23 protein-coding genes and 1 pseudogene are annotated in these 22776 nt (G+C 72.5%); 19 read left to right on the forward strand and 5 right to left on the reverse strand.

Annotated features, from left to right (window positions below):
• The first annotated feature begins 27 nt into the window (after positions 1-27).
• Together ACF068_RS21945 and ACF068_RS21950 are read left to right on the forward strand one after the other, a co-directional pair.
• A complete protein-coding gene (locus ACF068_RS21945) occupies positions 28-651 on the forward strand; it encodes a vitamin K epoxide reductase family protein (RefSeq protein WP_392275949.1) in 624 nt (207 codons plus the stop codon).
• 31 nt (positions 652-682) lie between these two features.
• Positions 683-2041 carry a replication-associated recombination protein A gene (locus ACF068_RS21950; RefSeq protein ID WP_392275950.1) on the forward strand — a complete coding sequence of 453 codons (1359 nt, stop codon included), beginning with the start codon at positions 683-685 and terminating at the stop codon, positions 2039-2041.
• Between the two features lie 31 nt (positions 2042-2072).
• Here the strand turns inward: ACF068_RS21950 and ACF068_RS21955 are convergent, their stop codons facing one another.
• A complete protein-coding gene (locus ACF068_RS21955; RefSeq protein WP_392275951.1) occupies positions 2073-2753 on the reverse strand; it encodes a DUF2470 domain-containing protein in 681 nt (226 codons plus the stop codon).
• A 193-nt stretch (positions 2754-2946) separates the two neighbouring features.
• Here ACF068_RS21955 and rpsD point away from each other — a divergent pair, with 193 nt between their 5' ends.
• Complete coding sequence (gene rpsD / locus ACF068_RS21960; protein WP_126884528.1) at positions 2947-3561, forward strand: 30S ribosomal protein S4; 615 nt, start codon at positions 2947-2949, stop codon at positions 3559-3561.
• 373 nt (positions 3562-3934) lie between these two features.
• Here rpsD and ACF068_RS21965 read toward each other — a convergent pair.
• A pseudogene (locus ACF068_RS21965) lies at positions 3935-4252 on the reverse strand (regulator); the annotation flags it as partial.
• Positions 4253-4590: 338 nt separating this feature from the next.
• Between ACF068_RS21965 and ACF068_RS21970 the strand changes: the two are divergent.
• The 11 genes from ACF068_RS21970 (at position 4591) to ACF068_RS22020 (ending at position 15696) form a co-directional block, all read left to right on the forward strand.
• The gene (locus ACF068_RS21970; protein WP_064068038.1) at positions 4591-5022 is read left to right on the forward strand and encodes a DUF948 domain-containing protein; all 432 of its coding nucleotides are present in this window, start codon (positions 4591-4593) and stop codon (positions 5020-5022) included.
• Between the two features lie 8 nt (positions 5023-5030).
• Positions 5031-5372, forward strand: a complete 342-nt coding sequence (locus ACF068_RS21975; protein WP_392275952.1) for a DUF6167 family protein — start codon at positions 5031-5033, stop codon at positions 5370-5372.
• A complete protein-coding gene (gene alaS / locus ACF068_RS21980; protein ID WP_392275953.1) occupies positions 5372-8041 on the forward strand; it encodes an alanine--tRNA ligase in 2670 nt (889 codons plus the stop codon). The genes ACF068_RS21975 and alaS overlap by 1 nt, the downstream gene beginning before the upstream one ends.
• Positions 8041-8505, forward strand: coding sequence for a Holliday junction resolvase RuvX (ruvX, locus tag ACF068_RS21985; protein WP_392275954.1), 465 nt, complete (start codon positions 8041-8043; stop codon positions 8503-8505). The genes alaS and ruvX overlap by 1 nt, the downstream gene beginning before the upstream one ends.
• 106 nt (positions 8506-8611) lie before the next feature.
• The gene (gene mltG / locus ACF068_RS21990; RefSeq protein ID WP_392275955.1) at positions 8612-10363 is read left to right on the forward strand and encodes an endolytic transglycosylase MltG; all 1752 of its coding nucleotides are present in this window, start codon (positions 8612-8614) and stop codon (positions 10361-10363) included.
• Positions 10360-11187 (forward strand): shikimate dehydrogenase, encoded by an 828-nt coding sequence (locus ACF068_RS21995; protein WP_392275956.1) that lies wholly within the window; start codon positions 10360-10362, stop codon positions 11185-11187. Before mltG ends, ACF068_RS21995 begins: the two co-directional genes overlap by 4 nt.
• Positions 11188-11448: 261 nt before the next feature.
• Positions 11449-12633 carry a chorismate synthase gene (gene aroC, locus ACF068_RS22000; protein ID WP_392275957.1) on the forward strand — a complete coding sequence of 395 codons (1185 nt, stop codon included), beginning with the start codon at positions 11449-11451 and terminating at the stop codon, positions 12631-12633.
• Positions 12630-13145, forward strand: coding sequence for a shikimate kinase (locus tag ACF068_RS22005; RefSeq protein WP_392275958.1), 516 nt, complete (start codon positions 12630-12632; stop codon positions 13143-13145). Before aroC ends, ACF068_RS22005 begins: the two co-directional genes overlap by 4 nt.
• The gene (gene aroB, locus ACF068_RS22010; RefSeq protein ID WP_392275959.1) at positions 13142-14236 is read left to right on the forward strand and encodes a 3-dehydroquinate synthase; all 1095 of its coding nucleotides are present in this window, start codon (positions 13142-13144) and stop codon (positions 14234-14236) included. The genes ACF068_RS22005 and aroB overlap by 4 nt, the downstream gene beginning before the upstream one ends.
• Positions 14233-14673, forward strand: a complete 441-nt coding sequence (gene aroQ, locus ACF068_RS22015; RefSeq protein ID WP_392275960.1) for a type II 3-dehydroquinate dehydratase — start codon at positions 14233-14235, stop codon at positions 14671-14673. Before aroB ends, aroQ begins: the two co-directional genes overlap by 4 nt.
• Before the next feature lie 123 nt (positions 14674-14796).
• On the forward strand, positions 14797-15696 hold the full coding sequence (locus ACF068_RS22020; protein WP_392275961.1) for a Pro-rich N-terminal domain-containing protein: 900 nt from the start codon (positions 14797-14799) through the stop codon (positions 15694-15696).
• Positions 15697-15850: 154 nt separating this feature from the next.
• Here the strand turns inward: ACF068_RS22020 and ACF068_RS22025 are convergent, their stop codons facing one another.
• Positions 15851-16369 (reverse strand): hemerythrin domain-containing protein, encoded by a 519-nt coding sequence (locus ACF068_RS22025; RefSeq protein WP_392275962.1) that lies wholly within the window; start codon positions 16367-16369, stop codon positions 15851-15853.
• A gap of 68 nt (positions 16370-16437) precedes the next feature.
• On the reverse strand, positions 16438-17721 hold the full coding sequence (locus ACF068_RS22030; RefSeq protein ID WP_392275963.1) for a serine hydrolase domain-containing protein: 1284 nt from the start codon (positions 17719-17721) through the stop codon (positions 16438-16440).
• A 335-nt stretch (positions 17722-18056) separates the two neighbouring features.
• Here ACF068_RS22030 and ACF068_RS22035 point away from each other — a divergent pair, with 335 nt between their 5' ends.
• The 3 genes from ACF068_RS22035 to nusB are packed head-to-tail and all read left to right on the forward strand — an operon-like array spanning position 18057 to position 20219.
• A complete protein-coding gene (locus tag ACF068_RS22035; RefSeq protein WP_392275964.1) occupies positions 18057-19163 on the forward strand; it encodes an aminopeptidase P family protein in 1107 nt (368 codons plus the stop codon).
• A 58-nt stretch (positions 19164-19221) separates the two neighbouring features.
• Positions 19222-19788 carry an elongation factor P gene (gene efp, locus ACF068_RS22040; RefSeq protein WP_064068025.1) on the forward strand — a complete coding sequence of 189 codons (567 nt, stop codon included), beginning with the start codon at positions 19222-19224 and terminating at the stop codon, positions 19786-19788.
• Positions 19789-19790: 2 nt separating this feature from the next.
• Positions 19791-20219 carry a transcription antitermination factor NusB gene (gene nusB, locus ACF068_RS22045; RefSeq protein WP_392275965.1) on the forward strand — a complete coding sequence of 143 codons (429 nt, stop codon included), beginning with the start codon at positions 19791-19793 and terminating at the stop codon, positions 20217-20219.
• A 174-nt stretch (positions 20220-20393) separates the two neighbouring features.
• Here the strand turns inward: nusB and bldD are convergent, their stop codons facing one another.
• Positions 20394-20894 carry a transcriptional regulator BldD gene (gene bldD, locus ACF068_RS22050; RefSeq protein WP_064068023.1) on the reverse strand — a complete coding sequence of 167 codons (501 nt, stop codon included), beginning with the start codon at positions 20892-20894 and terminating at the stop codon, positions 20394-20396.
• Between the two features lie 197 nt (positions 20895-21091).
• Between bldD and pyrR the strand changes: the two genes are divergently transcribed.
• Together pyrR and ACF068_RS22060 are read left to right on the forward strand one after the other, a co-directional pair.
• The gene (gene pyrR / locus ACF068_RS22055; protein ID WP_392275966.1) at positions 21092-21679 is read left to right on the forward strand and encodes a bifunctional pyr operon transcriptional regulator/uracil phosphoribosyltransferase PyrR; all 588 of its coding nucleotides are present in this window, start codon (positions 21092-21094) and stop codon (positions 21677-21679) included.
• 117 nt (positions 21680-21796) lie between these two features.
• Positions 21797-22774, forward strand: coding sequence for an aspartate carbamoyltransferase catalytic subunit (locus ACF068_RS22060; RefSeq protein WP_392275967.1), 978 nt, complete (start codon positions 21797-21799; stop codon positions 22772-22774).
• Positions 22775-22776 lie beyond the last annotated feature (2 nt).

Below are 22776 nucleotides of genomic sequence, written 5' to 3' on the forward strand. Positions count from 1 at the left end.
ACCGACCGAGTGAGGGAACGGCCCACCATGACGACGACAGCGGTTGACGAAGCGTCCTCCGGCCCCGGCACGACGTCCGTGGGGGCGGGGCGGGCGTTCGCGTGGATGCTGGTGGTCACGGGGGCGGCGGGGCTGCTGGCGGCGTGGGTGATCACGCTGGACAAGTTCAAGCTGCTTCAGGACCCGGACTTCACCCCGGGGTGCAGCCTGAACCCGGTCGTCTCGTGCGGCAGCATCATGAAGAGCGAGCAGGCCTCGGTCTTCGGCTTCCCCAACCCGATGCTGGGCCTGGTCGCCTACGGCATGGTCGTCGCCATCGGTGCCGGGCTGCTGGCCGGCGCCCGCTACCGGCGCTGGTACTGGCTGGGCCTGAACGCCGGGACGCTGTTCGGCACCGGCTTCTGCATGTGGCTGATGTACCAGTCGCTGTACGAGATCAACGCGCTGTGCCTGTGGTGCTCGCTGGCCTGGGCCGCCACCCTCACCATGTTCTGGTACGTCACCTCGCACAACGTCCGCGCGGGCCTGCTGCCCGCCCCCCGCCCGGTGCGCACGTTCCTCGACGAGTTCACCTGGGTCCTGCCCGTCCTGCACATCGGGATCATCGGCATGCTGGTCCTCACCCGCTGGTGGGACTTCTGGACCGGCTGACGTGTCAGTGGCCTGACATAGGCTTCACGGTGTGGAGCCCGACCTCTTTACCGCCGCAGCCGAGGAACGCCAGGAGAAGGACCCGTCCAGCAGCCCCCTGGCCGTCCGGATGCGTCCGCGCACCCTCGACGAAGTCGTCGGCCAGCAGCACCTGCTGAAGCCCGGATCCCCCTTGCGCCGACTGGTCGGCGAGGGCGCGGGCGGGCCCGCCGGAGCGTCCTCCGTGATCCTCTGGGGCCCGCCCGGCACCGGTAAGACGACCCTTGCGTACGTCGTCTCCAAGGCGACCAACAAGCGGTTCGTGGAGCTGTCCGCGATCACGGCGGGCGTCAAGGAGGTCCGGGCGGTCATCGACGGCGCCCGGCGGGCGGCCGGCGGTTTCGGCAAGGAGACGGTGCTCTTCCTCGACGAGATCCACCGCTTCAGCAAGGCTCAGCAGGACTCGCTGCTCCCGGCCGTGGAGAACCGCTGGGTCACCCTCATCGCCGCCACCACCGAGAACCCGTACTTCTCGGTGATCTCCCCGCTGCTGTCGCGCTCGCTGCTCCTCACCCTGGAGCCGCTCACCGACACCGACGTGCGGGGACTGCTGGAGCGCGCGCTCACCGACGAGCGCGGTCTGGGCGGCGCGGTGACCCTGCCGGACGACGCGGTGGCGCACCTGCTGCGCATCGCGGGCGGTGACGCCCGCCGGGCGCTGACCGCCCTGGAGGCGGCGGCCGGAGCGGCCCTCGCCAAGGGCGAACCGGAGATCACCCTCGCCACCCTCGAGGAGACGGTGGACCGTGCCGCGGTGACGTACGACCGGGACGGCGACCAGCACTACGACGTGGCCAGCGCCCTGATCAAGTCCATCCGGGGCTCCGACGTCGACGCGGCCCTGCACTACCTGGCGCGGATGATCGAGGCCGGTGAGGACCCCCGCTTCATCGCCCGCCGTCTGATGATCTCCGCCAGTGAGGACATCGGGCTCGCGGACCCCACCGCGCTTCCCCTCGCGGTCGCGGCCGCCCAGGCGGTCGCCATGATCGGCTTCCCGGAGGCGGCCCTCACCCTCAGCCACGCCACGATCGCCCTCGCCCTGGCCCCCAAGTCGAACGCCGCGACCACCGCGATCAGCGCCGCCCGGGCGGACGTGCGCAACGGCCTGGCCGGCCCCGTCCCGCCCCATCTGCGCGACGGCCACTACAAGGGCGCCGCCAAGCTCGGCCACGCCCAGGGGTACGTGTACCCGCACGACGTCCCGGGCGGCATCGCGGCCCAGCAGTACGCGCCCGACGAGATCCACGGCAGGCGCTACTACGAACCCACGCGGTACGGCGCGGAGGCGCGGTACGCGGACGTGGTGGAGAAGGTGCGGGAGCGGCTCCGCGGCGAGGGAACGCCCTAGGGGGTGTCCGGCCGACGGCGTCCCGCACGCCCTAGCCGGCCGCTTCGAACAGCGCGCGCATCGCCCGCCGCAGCCCGTGGACATCCCGCACGGGCTCGGGGAAGTCGAAGCGGGCGTCGAAGCAGCCCCCCGTCTCCTCCCGGCACCGCACCCGCAGTCCGAACCGGTCCAGCGCGAGCGGCACCACGCGCCGGACGCCGGCCCGCCGTCCGAGCAGTGCGCCCAGGCCCTGGACGTGGTCGTCGTGGGCGGCGGCGAGGTGCTGGAGCACCTCGGTCTCGTACGCGATGAGCGGGTCCGGCTCGGCCCGGGCGAACTCCTCGGCGCCCACCGCGGCGTCGCCCCACAGGTCGTCGACGTACAGCTCGCCGACCTCCAGGCGCAGTGTCGTCGTCCCGGGCTCCCCGTGGCCGGGCGCGCACGTCAGCCATCCGGAGGCCCAGGCCCGGCCGCGCACACGGTTGGGGACGGCGACCGGGGCGACGTCCGTGAGCTCCAGCACGGCCGGCAGGTCGTGGTCCTGGGCGTGCGTGGCGGCCCGCACGGCCGGGGATGCGGCCGGGAACAGCAGGTGGACCGCCCCGTCGGGTCCCACCGAGCGCGCGCCCGGCATCAGCTCGTCGGGCCGGGCCTCGTCCGCCCCCGGGAGGATGAGCACCGCGGAGCATGTACTCTGTACGAGAGTTCGTGTGCGCTCGGCTGCTGACGGCATCCGCGCGATTTCAAGCCCGCTGGGACGCGGCTGACCATGAGCTGATCGGACCTCCGTCACATCGGCGCTCTGCGAAGCAGGAGCGTCGCTCTTTGTGCTGCTGTCTGTGATGCGCGTGGTGTTCCCAGGGCTCGACATGCGATCTCCTTGATTAAGGTAAGCCTAACCTAACCTATTCGGAGGTCTGGAGAACGTGCCTAACCAGTCGCGTCCCAAGGTCAAGAAGTCCCGTGCGCTCGGTATCGCGCTGACGCCGAAGGCCGTCAAGTACTTCGAGGCCCGCCCCTACCCGCCGGGCGAGCACGGCCGTGGCCGCAAGCAGAACTCGGACTACAAGGTCCGTCTGCTCGAGAAGCAGCGTCTGCGTGCGCAGTACGACATCAGCGAGCGCCAGATGGCGCGCGCCTACGACCGCGCCAAGAAGGCCGAGGGCAAGACGGGCGAGGCGCTGGTCGTCGAGCTGGAGCGTCGTCTCGACGCCCTGGTCCTGCGTTCGGGCATCGCCCGCACCATCTACCAGGCCCGCCAGATGGTCGTCCACGGCCACATCGAGGTCAACGGTGGCAAGGTCGACAAGCCGTCGTTCCGCGTCCGTCCCGACGACGTCGTGATGGTCCGCGAGCGCAGCCGCAGCAAGAGCCTGTTCCAGGTGGCCCGTGAGGGTGGCTTCGCCCCCGACGGCGAGACCCCCCGCTACCTCCAGGTCAACCTGAAGGCCCTGGCCTTCCGCCTGGACCGCGAGCCGAACCGCAAGGAAATCCCGGTCATCTGCGACGAGCAGCTGGTCGTCGAGTACTACGCCCGCTGACCCGGGTGTAACGCTCACGCGTGCACCGAGCCCGCCGTTCCCTCCGGGGAGCGGCGGGCTCCGGCGTTTCCGCCCGCGATCGCCGGCCGGACGGGGGGGCGGACGGCGGGCCGCGCGGGCTCGTTTCCGCACGCGGCCGCGGCAGGCCCGGCCGGCGCCCTCACGACCGCCGGTCCCGAGGCGCCGGGCCCGGAGGCGCCCCGCCCGGAGGCCTCCCGCCCCCGACGCACCCGCAGCGGCCCGCACGGCACGCCGCCGCCCCGCCGCCCTCCGGGGCACCCGCGCAGGGCCGGCCCGACAGCGCGCGCTCCACCGCCGCGTCCAGCGACAGCGCCCCGCCCTCCGCCACGTACGCCCGGAACCGCTCCGCGCCCAGCTTCGCGGCCAGGTGCTGCGCCAGGTGCGCCTCGTCCGGCACCTCCAGGCACAGCTCCAGGGCGGCCCGCAGATCGGGCGGCGCGCCGTCGGCGCAGGCCGCCACCTCGGCCTGGCGCGGGCTGAACCACTCCACCTCGCACCAGGTGGCCAGGCCCATGTACCAGTCACGGTGCCGCCGCCGCATCCGCTCCTCGTCGCCCAGCGCGGCCAGCCACTGGGCGCCGTACGCCCGGACGGTGTCCAGCAGCCGGTAGCGCATGCCCGCGGGGGTCTCCTCCCGCAGCACCACGGACTGGCCCACCAGACCGCCGAGGGTGAGCGCCAGCCGGGTCTTGCCCACCCCTCCCACGCCGGTCACCGTGACGAGCCGGAACCGGGCCAGCAACCGCTCCACTTCGGCGAGTTCGCCCTCACGTCCGACGAACCGGTTCAGCTCCGCCGGAAGACGGCCCGTCGCTTGGAACACATGGAACACGGAGCGTACTCAGAGGAACGCGCTGCGTGCAATCGGACCGCACAACTCCGGCTCCGGACGCCCCTAATGCGGTACGGGGAGCCAGCATCGGCGCGATAGGCTCGGAGAACGACTTTCACGACGTTCGACACCCGACGTGCGACGTCCGACGACCGACGAGCAGAGAGCGGTGCGCAGTGACCGGTGGAGAGGTTGCCGGGATTCTGGTCGCCGTCTTCTGGGCGATCCTGGTCTCCTTCCTGGCCGTGGTGCTGGTGAGGCTGGCCCAGACGCTCAGGGCGACCACCCGACTCGTGGCCGAGGTGACCGAGCAGGCGGTCCCGCTGCTGGCCGACGCCTCCGCGACGGTGCGCTCCGCGCAGACGCAGCTCGACCGGGTCGACGCGATCGCGTCGGACGTCCAGGAAGTCACCTCCAACGCCTCCGCGCTCTCCACGACGGTCGCCTCCACCTTCGGCGGACCGCTCGTCAAGGTCGCGGCGTTCGGCTACGGCGTGCGCCGGGCGATGAGCCGGAACAAGAACGACAGGCCGGCCGAGCAGCCCCGGCGTACGGTGATCGTCGGCCGTACGGTGCCGGGCGCCAGGGGCCGGAAGCGGAAGGGCTGACGCAAGGGATGTTCCGCCGTGCTTTCTGGTTCACCGCGGGCGCCGCAGCCGGCGTGTGGGCCACCACCAAGGTCAACCGCAAGCTCAAGCGGCTGACCCCCGAGAGCCTCGCCGCCCAGGCCGCCGACAAGGCGGTCGAGACCGGCCACCGGCTCAAGGAGTTCGCACTCGACGTCCGCGCGGGCATGCTCCAGCGCGAGGCCGAACTGGGCGAGGCCCTCGGCATCGAGGCGCCCGCCGACGACCCGGCGCTGCCGGCGCCGCGCCGCGCCGCCCTGGACAGCCCCCGGGACGGCGCCCGCCGTCCGTACCCCGACAACCACTCGTACAACCGGAATGAGGACCACTGATGGAGTCGGCTGAAATCCGCCGCCGCTGGCTGAGCTTCTTCGAGGAGCGCGGGCACACCGTCGTCCCTTCGGCGTCGCTCATCGCGGACGACCCGACTCTGCTCCTGGTCAACGCCGGCATGGTGCCGTTCAAGCCCTTCTTCCTCGGTGAGGAGAAGCCGCCGTACACCCGCGCCTCCAGCGTCCAGAAGTGCGTGCGCACGCCGGACATCGAGGAGGTCGGCAAGACCACCCGGCACGGCACCTTCTTCCAGATGTGCGGCAACTTCTCCTTCGGCGACTACTTCAAGGAAGGCGCCATCAAGCTCGCCTGGGAGCTGCTGACCACCTCCGTCGAGCACGGCGGCTACGGTCTGGCCCCGGAGAAGCTGTGGATCACCGTCTACCAGGACGACGACGAGGCCGAGCAGATCTGGCGCGACGTCGTGGGCGTGCCCGCCGAGCGCATCCAGCGCCTGGGCAAGAAGGACAACTTCTGGTCCATGGGCGTCCCCGGCCCCTGCGGACCCTGCTCCGAGATCAACTACGACCGCGGCCCCGAGTTCGGCGTCGAGGGCGGCCCGGCCGTCAACGACGAGCGGTACGTGGAGATCTGGAACCTGGTCTTCATGCAGTACGAGCGGGGCGAGGGCACCTCGAAGGAGGACTTCGAGATCCTCGGTGACCTGCCGAGCAAGAACATCGACACGGGTCTCGGCCTGGAGCGCCTGGCGATGATCCTCCAGGGCGTACAGAACATGTACGAGACCGACACCCTGAAGGTCGTCATCGACAAGGCCACCGAACTCACCGGTGTGCGGTACGGCCAGGCCCACGGGAGCGACGTCTCGCTGCGCGTGGTCGCCGACCACATGCGCACCTCCGTGATGCTCATCGGTGACGGCGTCACCCCCGGCAACGAGGGCCGTGGCTACGTGCTGCGCCGCATCATGCGCCGCGCCGTCCGCAACATGCGCCTGCTGGGCGCCACCGGCCCGGTCGTCGGCGAGCTCGTCGACACGGTCATCCGGACGATGGGCGAGCAGTACCCCGAACTGGAGACCGACCGCAAGCGCATCGAGACCGTCGCCCTCGCCGAGGAGGCCGCCTTCCTCAAGGCCCTCAAGGGCGGCACCAACATCCTCGACACCGCCGTGACCGAGACCAAGGCCGGCGGCGGCACGGTCCTGCCCGGCGACAAGGCGTTCCTGCTCCACGACACGTGGGGCTTCCCCATCGACCTCACCCTGGAGATGGCCGCCGAGCAGGGCCTCTCCGTGGACGAGGCCGGCTTCCGCCGCCTGATGCAGGAGCAGCGGGACCGCGCCAAGGCGGACGCCCGCGCCAAGAAGACCGGCCACGCCGACGTCTCCGCCTACCGGGAGATCGCCGACACCTCCGGTGCCACCGAGTTCGTCGGCTACACCAACACCGAGGGCGAGACGACCGTCGTCGGCCTGCTGGTCAACGGCGTCCCCTCGCCGGCCGCCACCGAGGGCGACGAGATCGAGGTCGTCCTCGACCGCACGCCGTTCTACGCCGAGGGCGGCGGCCAGATCGCCGACACCGGCCGCATCCGGCTGCACAGCGGTGCCGTCATCGAGGTGCGCGACGTCCAGCAGCCGGTCCCGGGCGTCTCCGTCCACAAGGGATCGGTGCAGGTCGGCGAGGTGACCGTGGGCGCCACCGCCTACGCCACGATCGACGTCCGGCGCCGCCGGGCCATCGCCCGCGCCCACAGCGCCACGCACCTCACCCACCAGGCGCTGCGTGACGCCCTCGGCCCCACGGCCGCCCAGGCCGGTTCCGAGAACCAGCCCGGCCGGTTCCGCTTCGACTTCGGCTCCCCGTCCGCCGTTCCGCAGACGGTGATGACCGACGTGGAGCAGAAGATCAACGAGGTGCTGGCCCGCGAGCTGGACGTGCACGCCGAGGTCATGCCCATCGACGAGGCCAAGCGGCAGGGCGCCATCGCCGAGTTCGGCGAGAAGTACGGCGAGAGGGTCCGCGTCGTCACCATCGGCGACTTCTCCAAGGAGCTGTGCGGCGGTACGCACGTCCACAACACCGCCCAGCTCGGTCTGGTGAAGCTGCTGGGCGAGTCGTCGATCGGCTCCGGTGTGCGCCGTATCGAGGCCCTCGTCGGCGTCGACGCCTACAACTTCCTGGCCAGGGAGCACACGGTCGTCGCCCAGCTCCAGGAGCTGGTCAAGGGCCGTCCCGAGGAGCTTCCCGAGAAGATCTCCGGCATGCTCGCCAAGCTGAAGGACGCCGAGAAGGAGATCGAGAAGTTCCGCGCCGAGAAGGTGCTCCAGGCCGCCGCCGGGCTGGCCCAGGGCGCCCAGGACGTGCGCGGCGTGGCCCTGGTGACCGGCCAGGTCCCCGACGGCACCTCCGCCGACGACCTCCGCAAGCTGGTCCTGGACGTGCGCGGCCGCATCCCGGGCGACCGCCCGGCCGTGGTGGCCCTGTTCACCACCGCCAACGGCCGCCCGCTGACGGTCATCGCCACCAACGAGGCCGCCCGTGAGCGCGGGCTCAAGGCCGGCGACCTGGTCCGCACGGCCGCCAAGACCCTCGGCGGCGGCGGTGGCGGCAAGCCGGACGTCGCCCAGGGCGGCGGCCAGAACCCGGAGGCCATCGGCGACGCCCTGGCCGCCGTCGAGCGTCTCGTCGCGGACACCGTCTGATGAGACGGGGCCGCCGGCTCGCGATCGACGTCGGGGACGCCCGGATCGGGGTCGCCTCGTGCGACCCCGACGGGGTGCTCGCCACACCGGTGGAGACCGTGCCGGGACGTGACGTCCCGGCCGCCCACCGGCGGTTGAAGCAGCTCACCGAGGAGTACGAACCGATCGAACTCGTGGTCGGGCTGCCTCGCTCCCTCAGTGGGGGCGAGGGCCCGGCCGCGGTCAAGGTCCGCGCCTTCGCCCAGGAGCTCGCCCGGGGCGTCGCCCCCGTCCCCGTACGACTGGTGGACGAGAGGATGACCACAGTGACGGCGGGTCAGGGGCTCCGCGCGTCGGGCGTGAAGTCCAAAAAGGGCCGTTCTGTCATCGATCAGGCGGCCGCTGTGATCATCCTTCAGAACGCTCTTGAGTCCGAACGGGTATCGGGTAATCCGCCCGGGGAGAGCGTCGAAGTGGTCATCTGATCGCGATACGGTAACGTTCCGCGCGATGCGGTGGTGTTCGAACAGAACCGCCGCCGCGCGACGTAGAGGCGGATCGTCCGGAAGCCTCGCGGCTGTTTGGGGATCGATGACTGAGTATGGCCGGAGCCCCGGCTCCGAACCGTGGCACCCCGAGGACCCGGCCCACGGGCACCAGGGGTGGGAAGGTCAGCAGGCCTACTACCAGCAGACGCCGTACGGGAACGAGCAGGACCCGTACCAGCAGCAGCCGCAGCAGGGTTACGGCGACCAGCAGTACCAGGGCGGGCAGGAGTACCAGGGCCCGCAGGTCCCTCCGCAGCAGGCGCACCCCCAGCAGCCCCAGGCCGAGCAGTACCCGCCCCAGCAGGGGCATCCGCAGCACGGCCACCCCCAGCAGTCCTACCCGCAGCAGGCCTACGCGGGGCAGACCTACGGGGGGCAGCCGTACGACACCGGAGGCTGGGACACCGGCCAGCAGACCGCCATGCCCTACGGCGCGGCGGCCCCGGCCGACCCGTACGGCGCCCAGGGACCCGACCTGTACGGCACGCCCGAGGCGTACCCGCCGCCGCAGCCGCCCGGCCGGCGGCGGGCCGAACCGGAACCGGAGCGCCGGGAACCGGAACAGGAGCCGGAGGAGGAGAGCCACCCGTTCTTCTCGGACGGCGCCGACGACGGCGACGAGGACGACGGCCACGACGACGAGGCCGCCGGATCGCGGCGCGGCGGCGGCGGGCCGGGCCGCCGGGGCGGCAAGCAGCAGAAGAAGAAGAGCCGCAACGGACTGGCCTGCCTGGTCGTCGCCCTGGTCATGGCGGGCGGCGCGGGCGGTGTCGGCTACTTCGGCTACCAGTTCTGGCAGGGGCAGTTCGGCCCCGCCCCCGACTTCACCGGCGACGGCACCGGCGAGACCGTCCAGGTGGAGATCCCCAAGGGCGCGGGCGGCTACGAGATCGCCGCGCTGCTCGTCAAGAACGGTGTGGTCAAGAGCCAGGGTGCCTTCGTCTCCGCCCAGGAGAAGAACCCCGACGGCAAGAGCATCCAGGACGGCGTCTACACGCTCAAGAAGGGCATGTCCGCCGCCAGCGCCGTCGAAGCCATGCTCGATCCCGCGAACCGGAACGCGCTGACCATTCCGGAAGGCAAGCGGAGCGCCTACGTCTACGCGCAGATCGACAAGAAGCTCGAACTGAAGCCGGGCACGACGAAATCGGTCGCCCTGGCCAAGGCGAAGACCCTCGGGCTGCCGGCCTGGGCGACCAACCACCCCGACCTCAAGGACCCGCTGGAGGGATTCCTCTTCCCGGCCAGCTATCCGGTGGCGAAGGGCACCAAGCCGGAGGACGTCCTCAAGAAGATGGTCGCCCGGGCGAACGCCGAATACGCGAAGCTCGACATCGAGACGAAGGCCACCTCCCTCGGCCTCAAGGGGCCCTGGGAACTGCTGACCGTCGCGAGCATGGTCCAGGTCGAGGGCAAGTACAAGCGCGACTTCGACAAGGTCGCCCGGGTCGTCTACAACCGGCTCAAGCCCAACAACCTGGAGACGGTCGGCCGGCTCGAATTCGACTCCACGATCAACTACATCAAGGAAGAAAGCACCCTTGACGTCGGTACGGTCGCCGATCTCCGGAAGATCGACGATCCGTACAACACCTATGACATCAAGGGCCTCACGCCCGGCCCCATCAGCAATCCGGGCGTCGACGCCATCAATTCCGCGCTGAAGCCGACTCCCGGCCCCTGGTACTACTTCGTCTCGATCAACGAGGAGAAGACCGTCTTCTCGGTGACGAACGAGGAACACAACCGGAACGTCGAGCAGTACGAGAAGGAACGGGAGAAGTCCGGCCAGTGAGCACAGCGAAGCGCGCCGCCGTACTCGGGTCGCCCATCGCCCACTCCCTCTCCCCGGTGCTGCACCGCGCCGCCTACGCGGAACTCGGCCTCACCGACTGGTCGTACGGCAGGCACGAAGTGGACGAGGCCCGGCTCCCCGCTTTCCTGGAGGGGCTGGACGCGTCCTGGGCCGGGCTGTCCCTGACCATGCCGCTCAAGCGGGCCGTGATCCCGTTGCTCGACGAGGTCACCGCCACGGCCGCCGCCGTCGAGGCCGTCAACACGGTGGTGTTCACCGAGGACGGCCGCCGCCTGGGCGACAACACCGACATCCCCGGCATGGTCGCCGCGCTGCGGGAGCGGGGCGTGGAGACGGTGGAGTCCGCCACGGTGCTCGGCGCGGGCGCCACCGCGTCCTCCGCGCTCGCCGCGCTGTCCCGCGTCTGCACCGGCCCCGTCACCGCCTATGTGCGCAGCGAGGCCCGCGCCGCCGAGATGCGCGGCTGGGGCGAGCGGCTCGGCGTCCCGGTCCGTACCGCCGACTGGTCACGCGCGGCCGAGGGCCTGGCGGCGCCGCTGGTGGTCGCCACCACGCCCGCCGGGACCACCGACGCGCTCGCCGCCGGGGTGCCCGCCCGGCCCGGCACCCTCTTCGACGTGCTGTACGACCCCTGGCCCACCGCCCTGGCGGCCGCCTGGTCCGCGCGCGGCGGCGGCGTGGTCGGCGGGCTGGACCTGCTCGTCCACCAGGCCGTCCTCCAGGTGGAACAGATGACCGGGCGCACGCCCGCCCCGATGGCCGCCATGCGGGCCGCCGGGGAGCGGGCCCTGGCCGCCGGGTAGCGCCCCGCCCGGTCCGCCCCGGCCCGTGCGCGCCGGTCCGCTCCGGGGTGCCCGGGGTGGCCCAGGCGCCGGTCGGCTCCGGCCCGTCCGGGGAGTCCGTGCGCCGGGCCGCCCAGGGGGTGTCCGCCTGACGGACCGGATGTCCGCGTGCTGGACCGGACACCGGGGCGCCCCCCGGACATGGGAGGATCGGGGGAGGCGGGCCAGGGCCGCGCACCCGGTCGCGCCGTCGCAGTCGAGGCGCGAGCATGAGGAGCACCGTTGAGCAGGTTGCGCTGGCTGACCGCGGGGGAGTCGCACGGCCCCGCACTGGTGGCGACGCTGGAGGGCCTTCCCGCCGGCGTCCCGATCACCACGGAGATGGTGGCGGACCACCTGGCCCGTCGGCGCCTCGGCTATGGGCGCGGTGCGCGGATGAAGTTCGAGCGCGACGAGGTGACCTTCCTCGGCGGCGTACGCCACGGCCTGACCATGGGCTCGCCCGTCGCCGTGATGGTCGGCAACACCGAGTGGCCCAAGTGGGAGAAGGTCATGTCGGCCGACCCGGTCGACCCGGCCGAGCTCGCCGAACTGGCCCGCAACGCCCCGCTGACCCGGCCCCGCCCCGGCCACGCCGACCTGGCCGGCATGCAGAAGTACGGCTTCGACGAGGCCCGGCCGGTCCTGGAGCGGGCCAGCGCCCGCGAGACCGCGGCCCGCGTCGCGCTGGGCGCGGTCGCCCGCTCGTACCTCAAGGAGACCGCCGGCATCGAGATCGTGTCGCACGTCGTGGAGCTGGCCGCCGCGAAGGCCCCCTACGGCGTGTACCCGACCCCGGCCGACGTCGAGAAGCTGGACGCCGACCCGGTGCGCTGCCTGGACGCCGACGCCTCGGAGGCGATGGTCGCCGAGATCGACCAGGCCCACAAGGACGGCGACACCCTCGGCGGCGTCGTCGAGGTCCTCGCCTACGACGTACCCGTCGGCCTCGGCTCGCACGTCCACTGGGACCGGCGCCTGGACGCCCGCCTGGCCGCCGCCCTGATGGGTATCCAGGCCATCAAGGGCGTCGAGGTCGGCGACGGGTTCGACCTCGCCCGCGTGCCCGGCTCCAAGGCGCACGACGAGATCGTCGCCACCGACGAGGGCATCAGGCGCACCTCCGGCCGCTCCGGCGGTACGGAAGGCGGCCTCACCACGGGCGAGCTGCTGCGCGTCCGCGCCGCCATGAAGCCCATCGCGACCGTGCCCCGGGCGCTGAAGACCGTCGACGTCGTCACCGGCGAGGCAGCCGCCGCTCACCACCAGCGCTCCGACGTCTGCGCGGTCCCGGCCGCCGGCATCGTCGCCGAGGCCATGGTGGCCCTCGTCCTCGCCGACGCGGTCGCGGAGAAGTTCGGCGGCGACAGCGTGACGGAGACCCGCCGCAACGTCCGCTCGTACCTCGACAACCTCCACATCCGGTGAGCACCGGCCCGCTGATCGTCCTGGTCGGCCCGATGGGCTCCGGCAAGTCCACCGTGGGCGCGCTGCTCGCCGAACGGCTCGGCGCGCCCTACCGGGACACCGACGCCGACATCGTGGCCGCCGAGGGACGCGAGATCTCGGACATCTTCGTCGAGGACGGCGAGGAGCACTTCCGCGCCCTCGAACGCGAGGCCGTCCGGACCGCCGTCGCCGAGCACCGGGGCGTCCTCGCCCTCGGCGGCGGCGCCGTCCTCGACGCCGGCACCCGCGCACTGCTCGCCGGGCTGCCGGTCGCCTACCTGTCGATGGACGTCGAGGAGGCGGTCCGGCGCGTCGGCCTCAACACCGCCCGCCCGCTGCTCGCCGTCAACCCGCGCCGTCAGTGGCGCGAGCTGATGGAGGCCAGGCGCCACCTGTACACCGAAGTCGCCCGGGTGGTGGTCGCCACCGACGACAAGACCCCCGAAGAGGTCGCCGAGGCGGTCCTCGACGCACTGGAGCTGAAGAAGTGACTGACCAGGCAGTGACCCGCATCCAGGTCGGCGGCACGGCCGGCACCGACCCGTACGAGGTACTGGTCGGCCGGCAACTGCTCGGCGAACTCGCCGGCGTCATCGGCCCCAAGGCCAAGCGCGTCGCCGTGATCCACCCCGAGGCGCTCGCCGAGACCGGTGAGGCGCTGCGCGCCGACCTCGCCGACCAGGGATACGAGGCGGTCGCCATCCAGGTGCCGAACGCCGAGGAGGCCAAGACGGCCGAGGTAGCGGCGTACTGCTGGAAGGCGCTCGGGCAGACCGGCTTCACGCGCACCGACGTGATCGTCGGCGTGGGCGGCGGAGCCACCACCGACCTCGCCGGTTTCGTGGCGGCCACCTGGCTGCGCGGGGTGCGCTGGGTCGCCGTGCCCACCACCGTCCTGGCGATGGTGGACGCGGCCGTCGGCGGCAAGACCGGCATCAACACCGCCGAGGGCAAGAACCTGGTCGGCGCCTTCCACCCGCCGGCCGGCGTCCTGTGCGACCTGGCCGCGCTGGACTCGCTGCCCGTCCACGACTACGTCAGCGGCCTGGCCGAGGTCATCAAGGCCGGTTTCATCGCCGACCCGGTGATCCTGGACCTCATCGAGGCCGACCCGGCCGCCGCGCGGACGCCCCAGGGTCCGCACACCGCCGAGCTCATCGAGCGCTCCATCCGGGTCAAGGCGGACGTCGTCTCGTCCGACCTGAAGGAATCCGGCCTGCGTGAGATCCTCAACTACGGTCACACCCTCGCCCACGCCATCGAGAAGAACGAGCGCTACAAGTGGCGCCACGGCGCCGCGGTCTCCGTGGGCATGGTCTTCGCCGCCGAACTCGGCCGGCTCGCCGGACGGCTCGACGACGCCACCGCCGACCGGCACCGCGCCGTCCTGGAGTCCGTCGGACTGCCCCTCACCTACCGCGGCGACCAGTGGCCCAAGCTGCTGGAGACCATGAAGGTCGACAAGAAGTCCCGCGGCGACCTGCTGCGCTTCATCGTCCTCGACGGGCTGGGCAAGCCCACGGTGCTCGAGGGCCCGGACCCGGCCGTCCTCGTCGCGGCCTACGGGGAGGTCGCCGCGTGACCCGCAAAGTGCTGGTCCTCAACGGCCCCAACCTCGGCCGCCTCGGCTCGCGGGAGCCCGACGTCTACGGCGCGACCTCCTACGCCGGCCTGGTGGACGCCTGCCGGGCCCTCGGCAAGGAACTCGGCTTCGACGTCGACGTACGCGAGACGAACGACGAGGGCGAGATGATCCGCTGGCTGCACGAGGCGGCCGACGGGGCGCTCCCGGTCGTCATCAACCCCGGCGCCTTCACCCACTACTCGTACGGGATGAGGGACGCGGCCGCCCAGCGCACCGCCCCCCTCATCGAGGTGCACATCTCCAACCCGTACGCGCGGGAGGAGTTCCGTCACACCTCCGTCGTCGCGGCGGTCGCCAGCGGCACCGTCGCGGGCTTCGGCATCGGCTCCTACCGGCTGGCCCTGCGCGCCCTCGCCGACGAGCTCACCGGCTGACCGGCACGTCCCCACCTCCCCGGCCGTTTCACCCAACGGCGGCCGGGGAGGGTACGGTTCGGTAACGGCCGATCCGAACGGCCGCCCGACCAGCGTCAGTCGCACGAGACGGAGTGGCACCGGATGCAGCATGCAGTGGGGGCTCCGCTGCCGCCGCCCCACCACCCGGGGCACGCAGCCACCGGATGGATGAATCAGCCCGCCGCCCACCACCCGGGCCCGCCGCCGCCCCAGGGGCCGCCCGCCCCGCCCGCGGCGGCCCCGGTACCCGCGCCCCCGGCCGCCCCCGCGGCGCCGGTGCCGCCCGGCTGGACGCCACCGGGCGCGCCCGCGGCGCCGGTGCCGCCCGGCTGGACGCCACCGGGCGCGCCCCCGCGCGACGCCACGGGCCACATCCACCTCCCGCCCGGCGCCCCGGTCGCCGCCCCGGCCCCGCCCCCGCCCGCCGACCACGGCGGTACGGGCGCCGCCACCCTGGCCGTCCTGCTCATAGGCCCGGCCGGCGCGGGCAAGACGACCGTCGCCCGGTACTGGGCGAACAACCGCCGGGTGCCGACCGCCCACATCAGCCTCGACGACGTCCGCGAATGGGTCCGCGCCGGCTTCGCCGACCCCCAGGACGGCTGGAACGACCAGTCCGAGGCCCAATACCGCCTCGCGCGGCGCACCTGCGGCTTCGCCGCGCGGAACTTCCTCGCCAACGGCATCTCCTGCATCCTCGACGACGCCGTCTTCCCCGACCGGCCCGTCGTCGGCCTCGGCGGCTGGAAGCGGCACGTCGGGCCGGGCCTGCTGCCCGTCGTGCTCCTCCCGGGCCTGGAGATCGTCCTGGAGCGCAACGCCGAGCGGTCCGGCAACCGCCGCCTCTCCGACGAGGAGGTCGCCGGCATCCACGGCCGGATGGCCGGCTGGTACGGCTCCGGCCTGCCGATCATCGACAACTCGAAGTACGACGTGGAGACCACCGCCCGCGTCCTGGACGACGTCCTCGCGCGCGCGATCGCCAGCCCCCCGGCCTTCTAGGGTCGCGGGTACGTCCGTCCGGCCCGGTCACGCACCGCCCGCACGACCGCACCGCCCGGACGGCGGGAACCGTCCGGGCGGTGCGACTGACCGGGCCGGGGACGCGGGCCCGGTGGCCGGCGGGGAGCCGGGGGCGCCGGCTCGGGGCCGGGGATCAGTCGGAGGACGACTCCACCAGCCGGCGCACGTTCTCCACGCTGCCGCAGTCGTCCGCGAGCAGCCGCGCCCGCGCCTCCTCGAACGCCGCGCCGAGTTCCGCGCGGCGCTCGGCCGCGACGTTCTCGCGCGCGTCGTTCAGGAGCGTCCGCTCCTCCTCGTCGGCGTGGTGGTTCACCGCCGTGACCAGCTCCTCCAGCTTCTCGTCCCACTCCTCGGAGCCGGTGTCCCCGACCTCCAGCAGCGCCAGGAGGGCCTCGTTGCCCTCCCGGTGCTCGTGGACGCTGTGTTCGACGTCCTCGTCGTCCACGTTCTTGTAGCGCCGCAGCGCCGGGTAGACCTCGCGCTCCTCCGCCTCGGCATGGGCCACGAGGAGGGCGGCGAACTCCTGGAGCGCCCCGGCACGGTCCGCCTGGACGTTGCGCATCGCCCGGAACAGCTCCTCCATCCGGCGGTGGTCCCGGAGGATCAGCTCGACGACGTCGGTGGTGGTCGTGGCGGGGCTGCTGCTGGGCATGGTGGCGACTCCTTCGAACCGTGGCGACTGCTGTCCGAAGCGCCGGATACCCCGCTTCCGGCCGTTGACTACCGCAACCTCACCCGGTCGGCGGCATGACCGTACGCGGGCGTCCGCCCCGGCCGCTCGGCCGGGCCGCACAGCGCCTTGTCGAGCAGCTCCTCGGTGACCGCCCCTTCGCCGGCGTCCGGCCCGTAGGGGTTGGCCGACAGCGCCACCTGGCGCCGCCCGTCCTCGGTACCGAGGAGGAACGTGGAGTAGCCCTCGATTCCGCCGGGGTGGCCCCACACCGGTCCGCAGGCCGTCTCGTACCGGATGATCCCCAGCCCGTAGGAGGCGCCCAGCTCGGGCGCGGGGACGGTCCGCTTCAGCTCCGCGAGCTGCGCCTCCGGCAGCAGCCGCCCGCCGAGCAGTGCCGACAGGAACCGGTTGAGGTCACGGGTGGAGGAGATGCCGGCCCCGGCCGCGCCGGCCACGCTGGGGTTGAGCCGGCTGACGTCGGCCGGGCCCTCCGGCAGCGGGAAGTAGCCCTTCGCGTGCGGACCCGGGATGCGCGTCGAGGTGTCGGGCATGACCGTGCCGTCCAGCCGCAGCGGGCGGAGGATCCGCCGTTCCACCTCCCGCTGCCAGGTCCTGCCGGTCACCTTCTCCACGATCATTCCCACCAGCACGTAGTTGGTGTTGGAGTACCTCCAGCCCTGGCCCGGCGCGAAGTACGGGTCGTGGCGGTCGGCCGCGTCGAGAAGCTGCCGGCGGCTGTACGTCCGCCACCGGTCCTCCGCCAGGAACCGGCGTACGTCCGCCTCGTCCTCCAGGGCGAACTCCGGGTCGGAGGTGTAGTCGTAGATGCCGCTGGTGTGGTTGAGGAGCTGCCGGACGGTCACGCTCCGCCCATGGGGGAGAGGTCCGGGAAGATACCGCTCCACCGGGTCGTCGAGCCCGATGCGGCCCTCGGCCGCGAGCTGGAGCACCACCGTGGCGACGAACGTCTTGGTGACGCTGCCGATGCGGAAGCGTCCGTCCGCCCGGGCGGGCGCCCCCGTCCGCAGGTCGGCCGCGCCGGCCGCTCCCCGCCACGTGACCCGCCCCCGGTCCCGGACCTCGCCGAGCGCGGCGCTCGCCCCGGCCCGCTCGACCAGTGCCCGGAGCTCCGGCCCCAGGTCGGTGCCGTGTACCCGGTCACCCTGCCCGGCGGATGCGGCGGATGCGGCGGATGCGGCGGATGCCGCGGGGGACGGGGCGGCCATGGCGGCCGGGGCGACGGTCAGCAGGGTCGCCCCCACGAGCGTCGTGGCGGTCATCCATAAGGCCGTCCGGCGGGCGCCGCGCACGGCTGACTGCTTGGCGATCACGTCTCTCCCTCCACGGGCCGCCCGGTGCGGCCCGGTGCGGAAAGCCTCGCAGCGGACGTCCGCTGCGGCGTCCGCCGCAGGTACCCGGCCGTTTCCTCCCTCCGGCAGAGGGACGGCCCCCGCATTTCCCCGGGTCGCGACGGTGCCCGGGGAGGATGCCCGCCGGGCGCCCGTCGGCGACAATGCGCGCCCGCCGTGACCGCCGCCGTGACCGCCCGCCGTAGCCGCCCGCGTGGCCCGCGCCCGGCCCGGGCGCCCGGGCCCCGGGGAGGCGCCCCGCCCCGGTCGGACCCGCCCGACCTGCCGGGGCGCGCCCACCCTCGTAGGCTCGGGGCATGTCAGAGGTGTTTGCGGACCGACGAGGGCGGCTGCGCGACCGGTGCGCGGCGTCCGGCTCTGCGGCGGCCCTGGTCTCCCGCCCCGCCAACGTCCGGTATCTCGCGGGCGGCGCGCCCCCGGGCGCCGTCCTGCTCCTGGGCGCCGACGACGACGTCCTGCTGTGCCCCCGCACGCCGTCCGGCGACCCCGTGGAGGGCCGCATCGACGAGTGGCTGCGGCTCGTGGTGCTGCCCCCGTCCGGCGGGGACCCGGCGGTCGCGGCCGCCGGTTTCGCCGGCACGGCCGGAGCGGACGTGCTCGCGGTCGAGGAGCACCACCTGAGCGTGGCCCGGCACCGCGCGATGGGCGCGGCCGCCCCGCGACTGCGCCTGGCGGACCTGGGCTCGGCCATCGAGCAGGAGCGGATCGTCAAGGACGAGGACGAGATCACCTGCCTCCGGATCGCGGCGGAGATCACCGACCAGGCCCTGGGCGAGCTGCTGGAATCCATCCTCGTCGGCCGCACCGAACGCCATCTCGCGCTCGAACTGGAGCGCCGGCTGGTCGACCACGGCGCCGACGGCCCGGCGTTCCCCACCTCGGTCGCCACCGGCCCCAACGCCGGCCGGGGCGGCCACCGGCCCTCCGACCGCCGGGTCGAGGAGGGTGATTTCCTCTCCGTCTGTCTGGGCGCCAACTACCGCGGCTACCGTTGCGAGATCGGCCGGACGTTCGTCATCGGGACCTCGCCGGCCGACTGGCAGATCGAGCTGTACGACCTCGTCTTCGCCGCTCAGCGCGCCGCCCGGGAGTCACTGGCGCCGGGGCGGGCGTACGGCGACGTGGACCGCGCGGCCCGCCAGATCCTCGACGGCGCCGGGTACGCGGAGTGCGTCGCACCCGTCATCGGACACGGTGTGGGGCTCGAAATCGAGGAGGACCCGCAGTTGGCACCCGGCGCCATGGGTAAACTGGACGCTTGTGTGCCGGTCACCGTCGAACCGGGGGTCCACCTCCCGGGCCGGGGCGGGGTCCGGATCGATGACACGCTCGTCGTACGCCAGGAGGCGGACGGCGGACCCGAGCTACTCACCATCACGACCAAGGAGCTGCTCGCGCTGTAGCGCGTGACGCACCACGCCTCGGTCGTCCACCAGCGTCAGTCCAGGAGATTCCGCAACCGTGGCTTCCACGAACGACCTCAAGAACGGCATGGTGCTCAAGCTCGACAACGACCAGCTCTGGTCCGTGGTCGAGTTCCAGCACGTCAAGCCCGGCAAGGGCCCGGCCTTCGTGCGCACCAAGCTCAAGAACGTGCTCTCCGGCAAGATCGTCGACAAGACGTTCAACGCCGGTGTGAAGGTCGAGACGGCCACCGTCGACCGCCGCGACATGCAGTTCTCGTACATGGACGGCGAGTACTTCGTCTTCATGGACATGCAGACGTACGACCAGCTGCACGTCTCCCGCGCGGCCGTCGGCGACGCCGCGAACTTCCTGATCGAGGGCTTCACCGCCACCGTCGCCACGCACGAGGGCGAGGTGCTCTACGTCGAGCTGCCCGCCGCCGTCGAGCTGACGATCCAGGAGACCGAGCCGGGTGTCCAGGGCGACCGCTCCACCGGTGGCACCAAGCCGGCCATCCTGGAGACCGGCCACCAGATCCAGGTCCCGCTCTTCATCACCACCGGTGAGAAGATCAAGGTCGACACCCGCGACAGCGGCTACCTCGGCCGGGTGAACAGCTAACCGTGGCTGCCCGGAACAAGGCCCGTAAGCGCGCCTTCCAGATCCTCTTCGAGGCCGACCAGCGCGGTGCGTCCGTGCAGGAGGTCCTCGCGGACTGGGTCCGGCACGCCCGGTCCGACGACCGGCAGCCGCCGGTCAGCGAGTACACGATGGAGCTCGTCGAGGGGTACGCGCAGTACGCCGGCCGCATCGACGAGCTCATCGCCACCTACGCGGAGGGCTGGGCGCTCGACCGGATGCCGGTCGTCGACCGGAACATCCTGCGCCTCGGTACGTACGAGCTCGTCTGGGTGGACGGCACGCCGGACGCGGTGGTGATCGACGAGGCGGTGCAGCTCGCCAAGGAGTTCTCCACCGACGAGTCCCCGTCGTTCGTCAACGGCATGATGGCCCGCTTCAAGGACCTCAAGCCGAAGCTCCGCCGGGACTGATCCCGACGACCTGCCGAAGGGCCCGCCGCGCACCACGCGCCGCGGGCCCTTCGGCGTACCCGGGGCGGGAGGAAGGCCGGGGACGGGCCCCATGACGGAACCGCCGGGTGCGGAGGGCGCCCGAAGGCTTCCCCCGCACCCGGCGGCAACGTTTCTGCTGTGGTGGCCCGTGGATCAGGCCTCTTCGTGGGCGACCGCCCGACGCGCGTCCGCGTCCAGCACTCCCCAGCTGATCAGCTGCTCGGTCAGCACCGAGGGCGACTGGTCGTAGATGACGGCCAGGGTGCGCAGGTCGTCCTGGCGGATGGAGAGCACCTTGCCGTTGTAGTCGCCGCGCTGCGACTGGATCGTCGCCGCGTAGCGCTGCAACGGGCCCGCCTTCTCCGCGGGGACGTGGGCCAGGCGCTCCAGGTCCAGGACGAGCTTCGGCGGCGGCTCGGCGGCCCCGCCCGGCGTGGTGCCCGGCAGCAGCTCCTGCACCGGGACGCCGTAGAAGTCGGCCAGCTCGGCGAGGCGCTGCACGGTCACGGCACGGTCACCGCGCTCGTACGAACCGACCACCACGGCCTTCCAGCGGCCCTGCGACTTCTCCTCCACACCGTGGAGGGAGAGGCCCTGCTGGGTGCGGATGGCACGGAGCTTGGCCCCGAGCTGTTTTGCGTATTCGCTGGACATATAGCTCCCGGGACGAAGGCTGGTAACTCACTGTGAGGTTACGCAGCGTTACTTGGCTGCGTCAAGCCGAATGGTCCGTACCGACGGTCTTCACCGGGCCGGAGCGGAGCAGCCGCCGGGCCCTGGTACCGTGGGTGACGCAATTCCGACGTCCTTTAAGGTCCGTCCCGTGAGGCGGAGAAGGAGGTCCGTTTCGTATGGACGCCATTCAGCAGTCCGATGCCGCACGCCCCGTCCTCGAGGGCCCGGACATCGCGCGGGTCCTGACCCGCATCGCCCACGAGATCGTCGAGCGCGCCAAGGGTGCCGACGACGTCGTCCTCCTCGGCATTCCCACGCGCGGCGTCTTCCTCGCCCGCCGTCTCGCCGACAAGCTCGAGCAGATCACCGGCCGCCCGGTGCCGGTCGGCTCCCTCGACATCACCATGTACCGGGACGACCTGCGGATGCGGCCCGCCCGCGCGCTCGCCCGCACCGAGATCCCCGGTGACGGCATCGACGGCCGCCTCGTCGTCCTCGTCGACGACGTCCTCTTCTCCGGCCGCACCATCCGCGCCGCCCTCGACGCGCTCGGCGACATCGGCCGCCCGCGCGCCGTGCAGCTCGCGGTCCTCGTCGACCGGGGACACCGCGAACTCCCGATCCGCGCCGACTACGTCGGCAAGAACCTCCCCACGTCGCTGCGGGAGACGGTCAAGGTCCAGCTCGCCGAGGAGGACGGTCGCGACACCGTGCTGCTCGGTGTGCGGGAGACCGCCCCCACCGCCCCGGCCGGCGAGCGGTAGCACCCCCGTACGACCCCGTCGTACGGCGTGTGCCGCCGTGCGCCCGCATGCCCGCCGGGCCTGTCCGACAACAGGTCACTCCGGCCCTCACCTCCACCTCAACGGAGAGAACCCCCGATGATGCGCCACCTCATCTCGGCCGCCGACCTCACCCGCGACGACGCCGTCCTCATCCTCGACACCGCCGAGGAGATGGCCCGGGTCGCCGACCGGCCGATCAAGAAGCTGCCCACCCTCCGCGGCCGCACGGTCGTCAACCTCTTCTTCGAGGACTCGACCCGCACCCGCATCTCCTTCGAGGCGGCCGAGAAGCGCCTGTCCGCCGACGTCATCAACTTCAGTGCCAAGGGCTCCTCGGTCTCCAAGGGCGAATCGCTCAAGGACACCGCGCAGACCCTGGAGGCGATGGGCGTCGACGCCGTCGTCATCCGGCACGGCGCCTCCGGCGCCCCGTACCGCCTGGCCACCTCCGGCTGGATCGACGCCGCCGTCATCAACGCCGGCGACGGCACCCACCAGCACCCCACCCAGGCCCTGCTGGACGCCTTCACCATGCGCCGCCGCCTCGTCGGCCGGGACGCCGGCCTGGGGCAGGACCTGGCCGGAAAGCGCATCACCATCGTCGGCGACGTCCTGCACAGCCGGGTCGCCCGCTCCAACGTCGACCTGCTGCACACCCTCGGCGCCGAGGTCACCCTGGTCGCCCCGCCCACCCTCGTCCCCGTCGGCGTCGAGACCTGGCCCTGCGAGGTGTCGTACGACCTCGACAGCACCCTGCCGAAGTCCGACGCCGTGATGATGCTGCGCGTCCAGCGCGAGCGCATGAACGCCGCGTTCTTCCCCACCGAGCGCGAGTACTCCCGCCGCTACGGCCTGGACGGGGACCGCATGGCGCGGATGCCGGAACACGCCATCGTGATGCACCCCGGCCCGATGGTGCGCGGCATGGAGATCACCGCCGAGGTCGCCGACTCCGGCCGCTGCACGGTCGTCGAGCAGGTCGCCAACGGCGTCTCCATCCGCATGGCCGTCCTCTACCTGCTGCTCGGCGGTAACGAGTCCGCCGTCGCCCACACCCGTACCGAGGAGAAGTAAGA

Origin of the sequence: Streptomyces sp. NPDC016309 (assembly GCF_043077235.1) — a bacterium.
GTDB lineage: Bacteria > Actinomycetota > Actinomycetes > Streptomycetales > Streptomycetaceae > Streptomyces.

Excerpts from the sequence above, each read along its gene's own strand:
- ACF068_RS21945 (WP_392275949.1), top strand. The coding sequence starts at position 28 with ATGACGACGACAGCGGTTGACGAAGCGTCCTCCGGCCCCGGCACGACG.
- ACF068_RS21955 (WP_392275951.1), bottom strand. The coding sequence starts at position 2,753 with ATGCCGTCAGCAGCCGAGCGCACACGAACTCTCGTACAGAGTACATGC.
- ACF068_RS21975 (WP_392275952.1), top strand. The coding sequence starts at position 5,031 with ATGTTCCGCCGTGCTTTCTGGTTCACCGCGGGCGCCGCAGCCGGCGTG.
- alaS (WP_392275953.1), top strand. The coding sequence starts at position 5,372 with ATGGAGTCGGCTGAAATCCGCCGCCGCTGGCTGAGCTTCTTCGAGGAG.
- ruvX (WP_392275954.1), top strand. The coding sequence starts at position 8,041 with ATGAGACGGGGCCGCCGGCTCGCGATCGACGTCGGGGACGCCCGGATC.
- mltG (WP_392275955.1), top strand. The coding sequence starts at position 8,612 with ATGACTGAGTATGGCCGGAGCCCCGGCTCCGAACCGTGGCACCCCGAG.
- ACF068_RS22020 (WP_392275961.1), top strand. The coding sequence starts at position 14,797 with ATGCAGCATGCAGTGGGGGCTCCGCTGCCGCCGCCCCACCACCCGGGG.
- ACF068_RS22025 (WP_392275962.1), bottom strand. The coding sequence starts at position 16,369 with ATGCCCAGCAGCAGCCCCGCCACGACCACCACCGACGTCGTCGAGCTG.
- ACF068_RS22035 (WP_392275964.1), top strand. The coding sequence starts at position 18,057 with ATGTCAGAGGTGTTTGCGGACCGACGAGGGCGGCTGCGCGACCGGTGC.
- bldD (WP_064068023.1), bottom strand. The coding sequence starts at position 20,894 with ATGTCCAGCGAATACGCAAAACAGCTCGGGGCCAAGCTCCGTGCCATC.
- pyrR (WP_392275966.1), top strand. The coding sequence starts at position 21,092 with ATGGACGCCATTCAGCAGTCCGATGCCGCACGCCCCGTCCTCGAGGGC.
- ACF068_RS22060 (WP_392275967.1), top strand. The coding sequence starts at position 21,797 with ATGATGCGCCACCTCATCTCGGCCGCCGACCTCACCCGCGACGACGCC.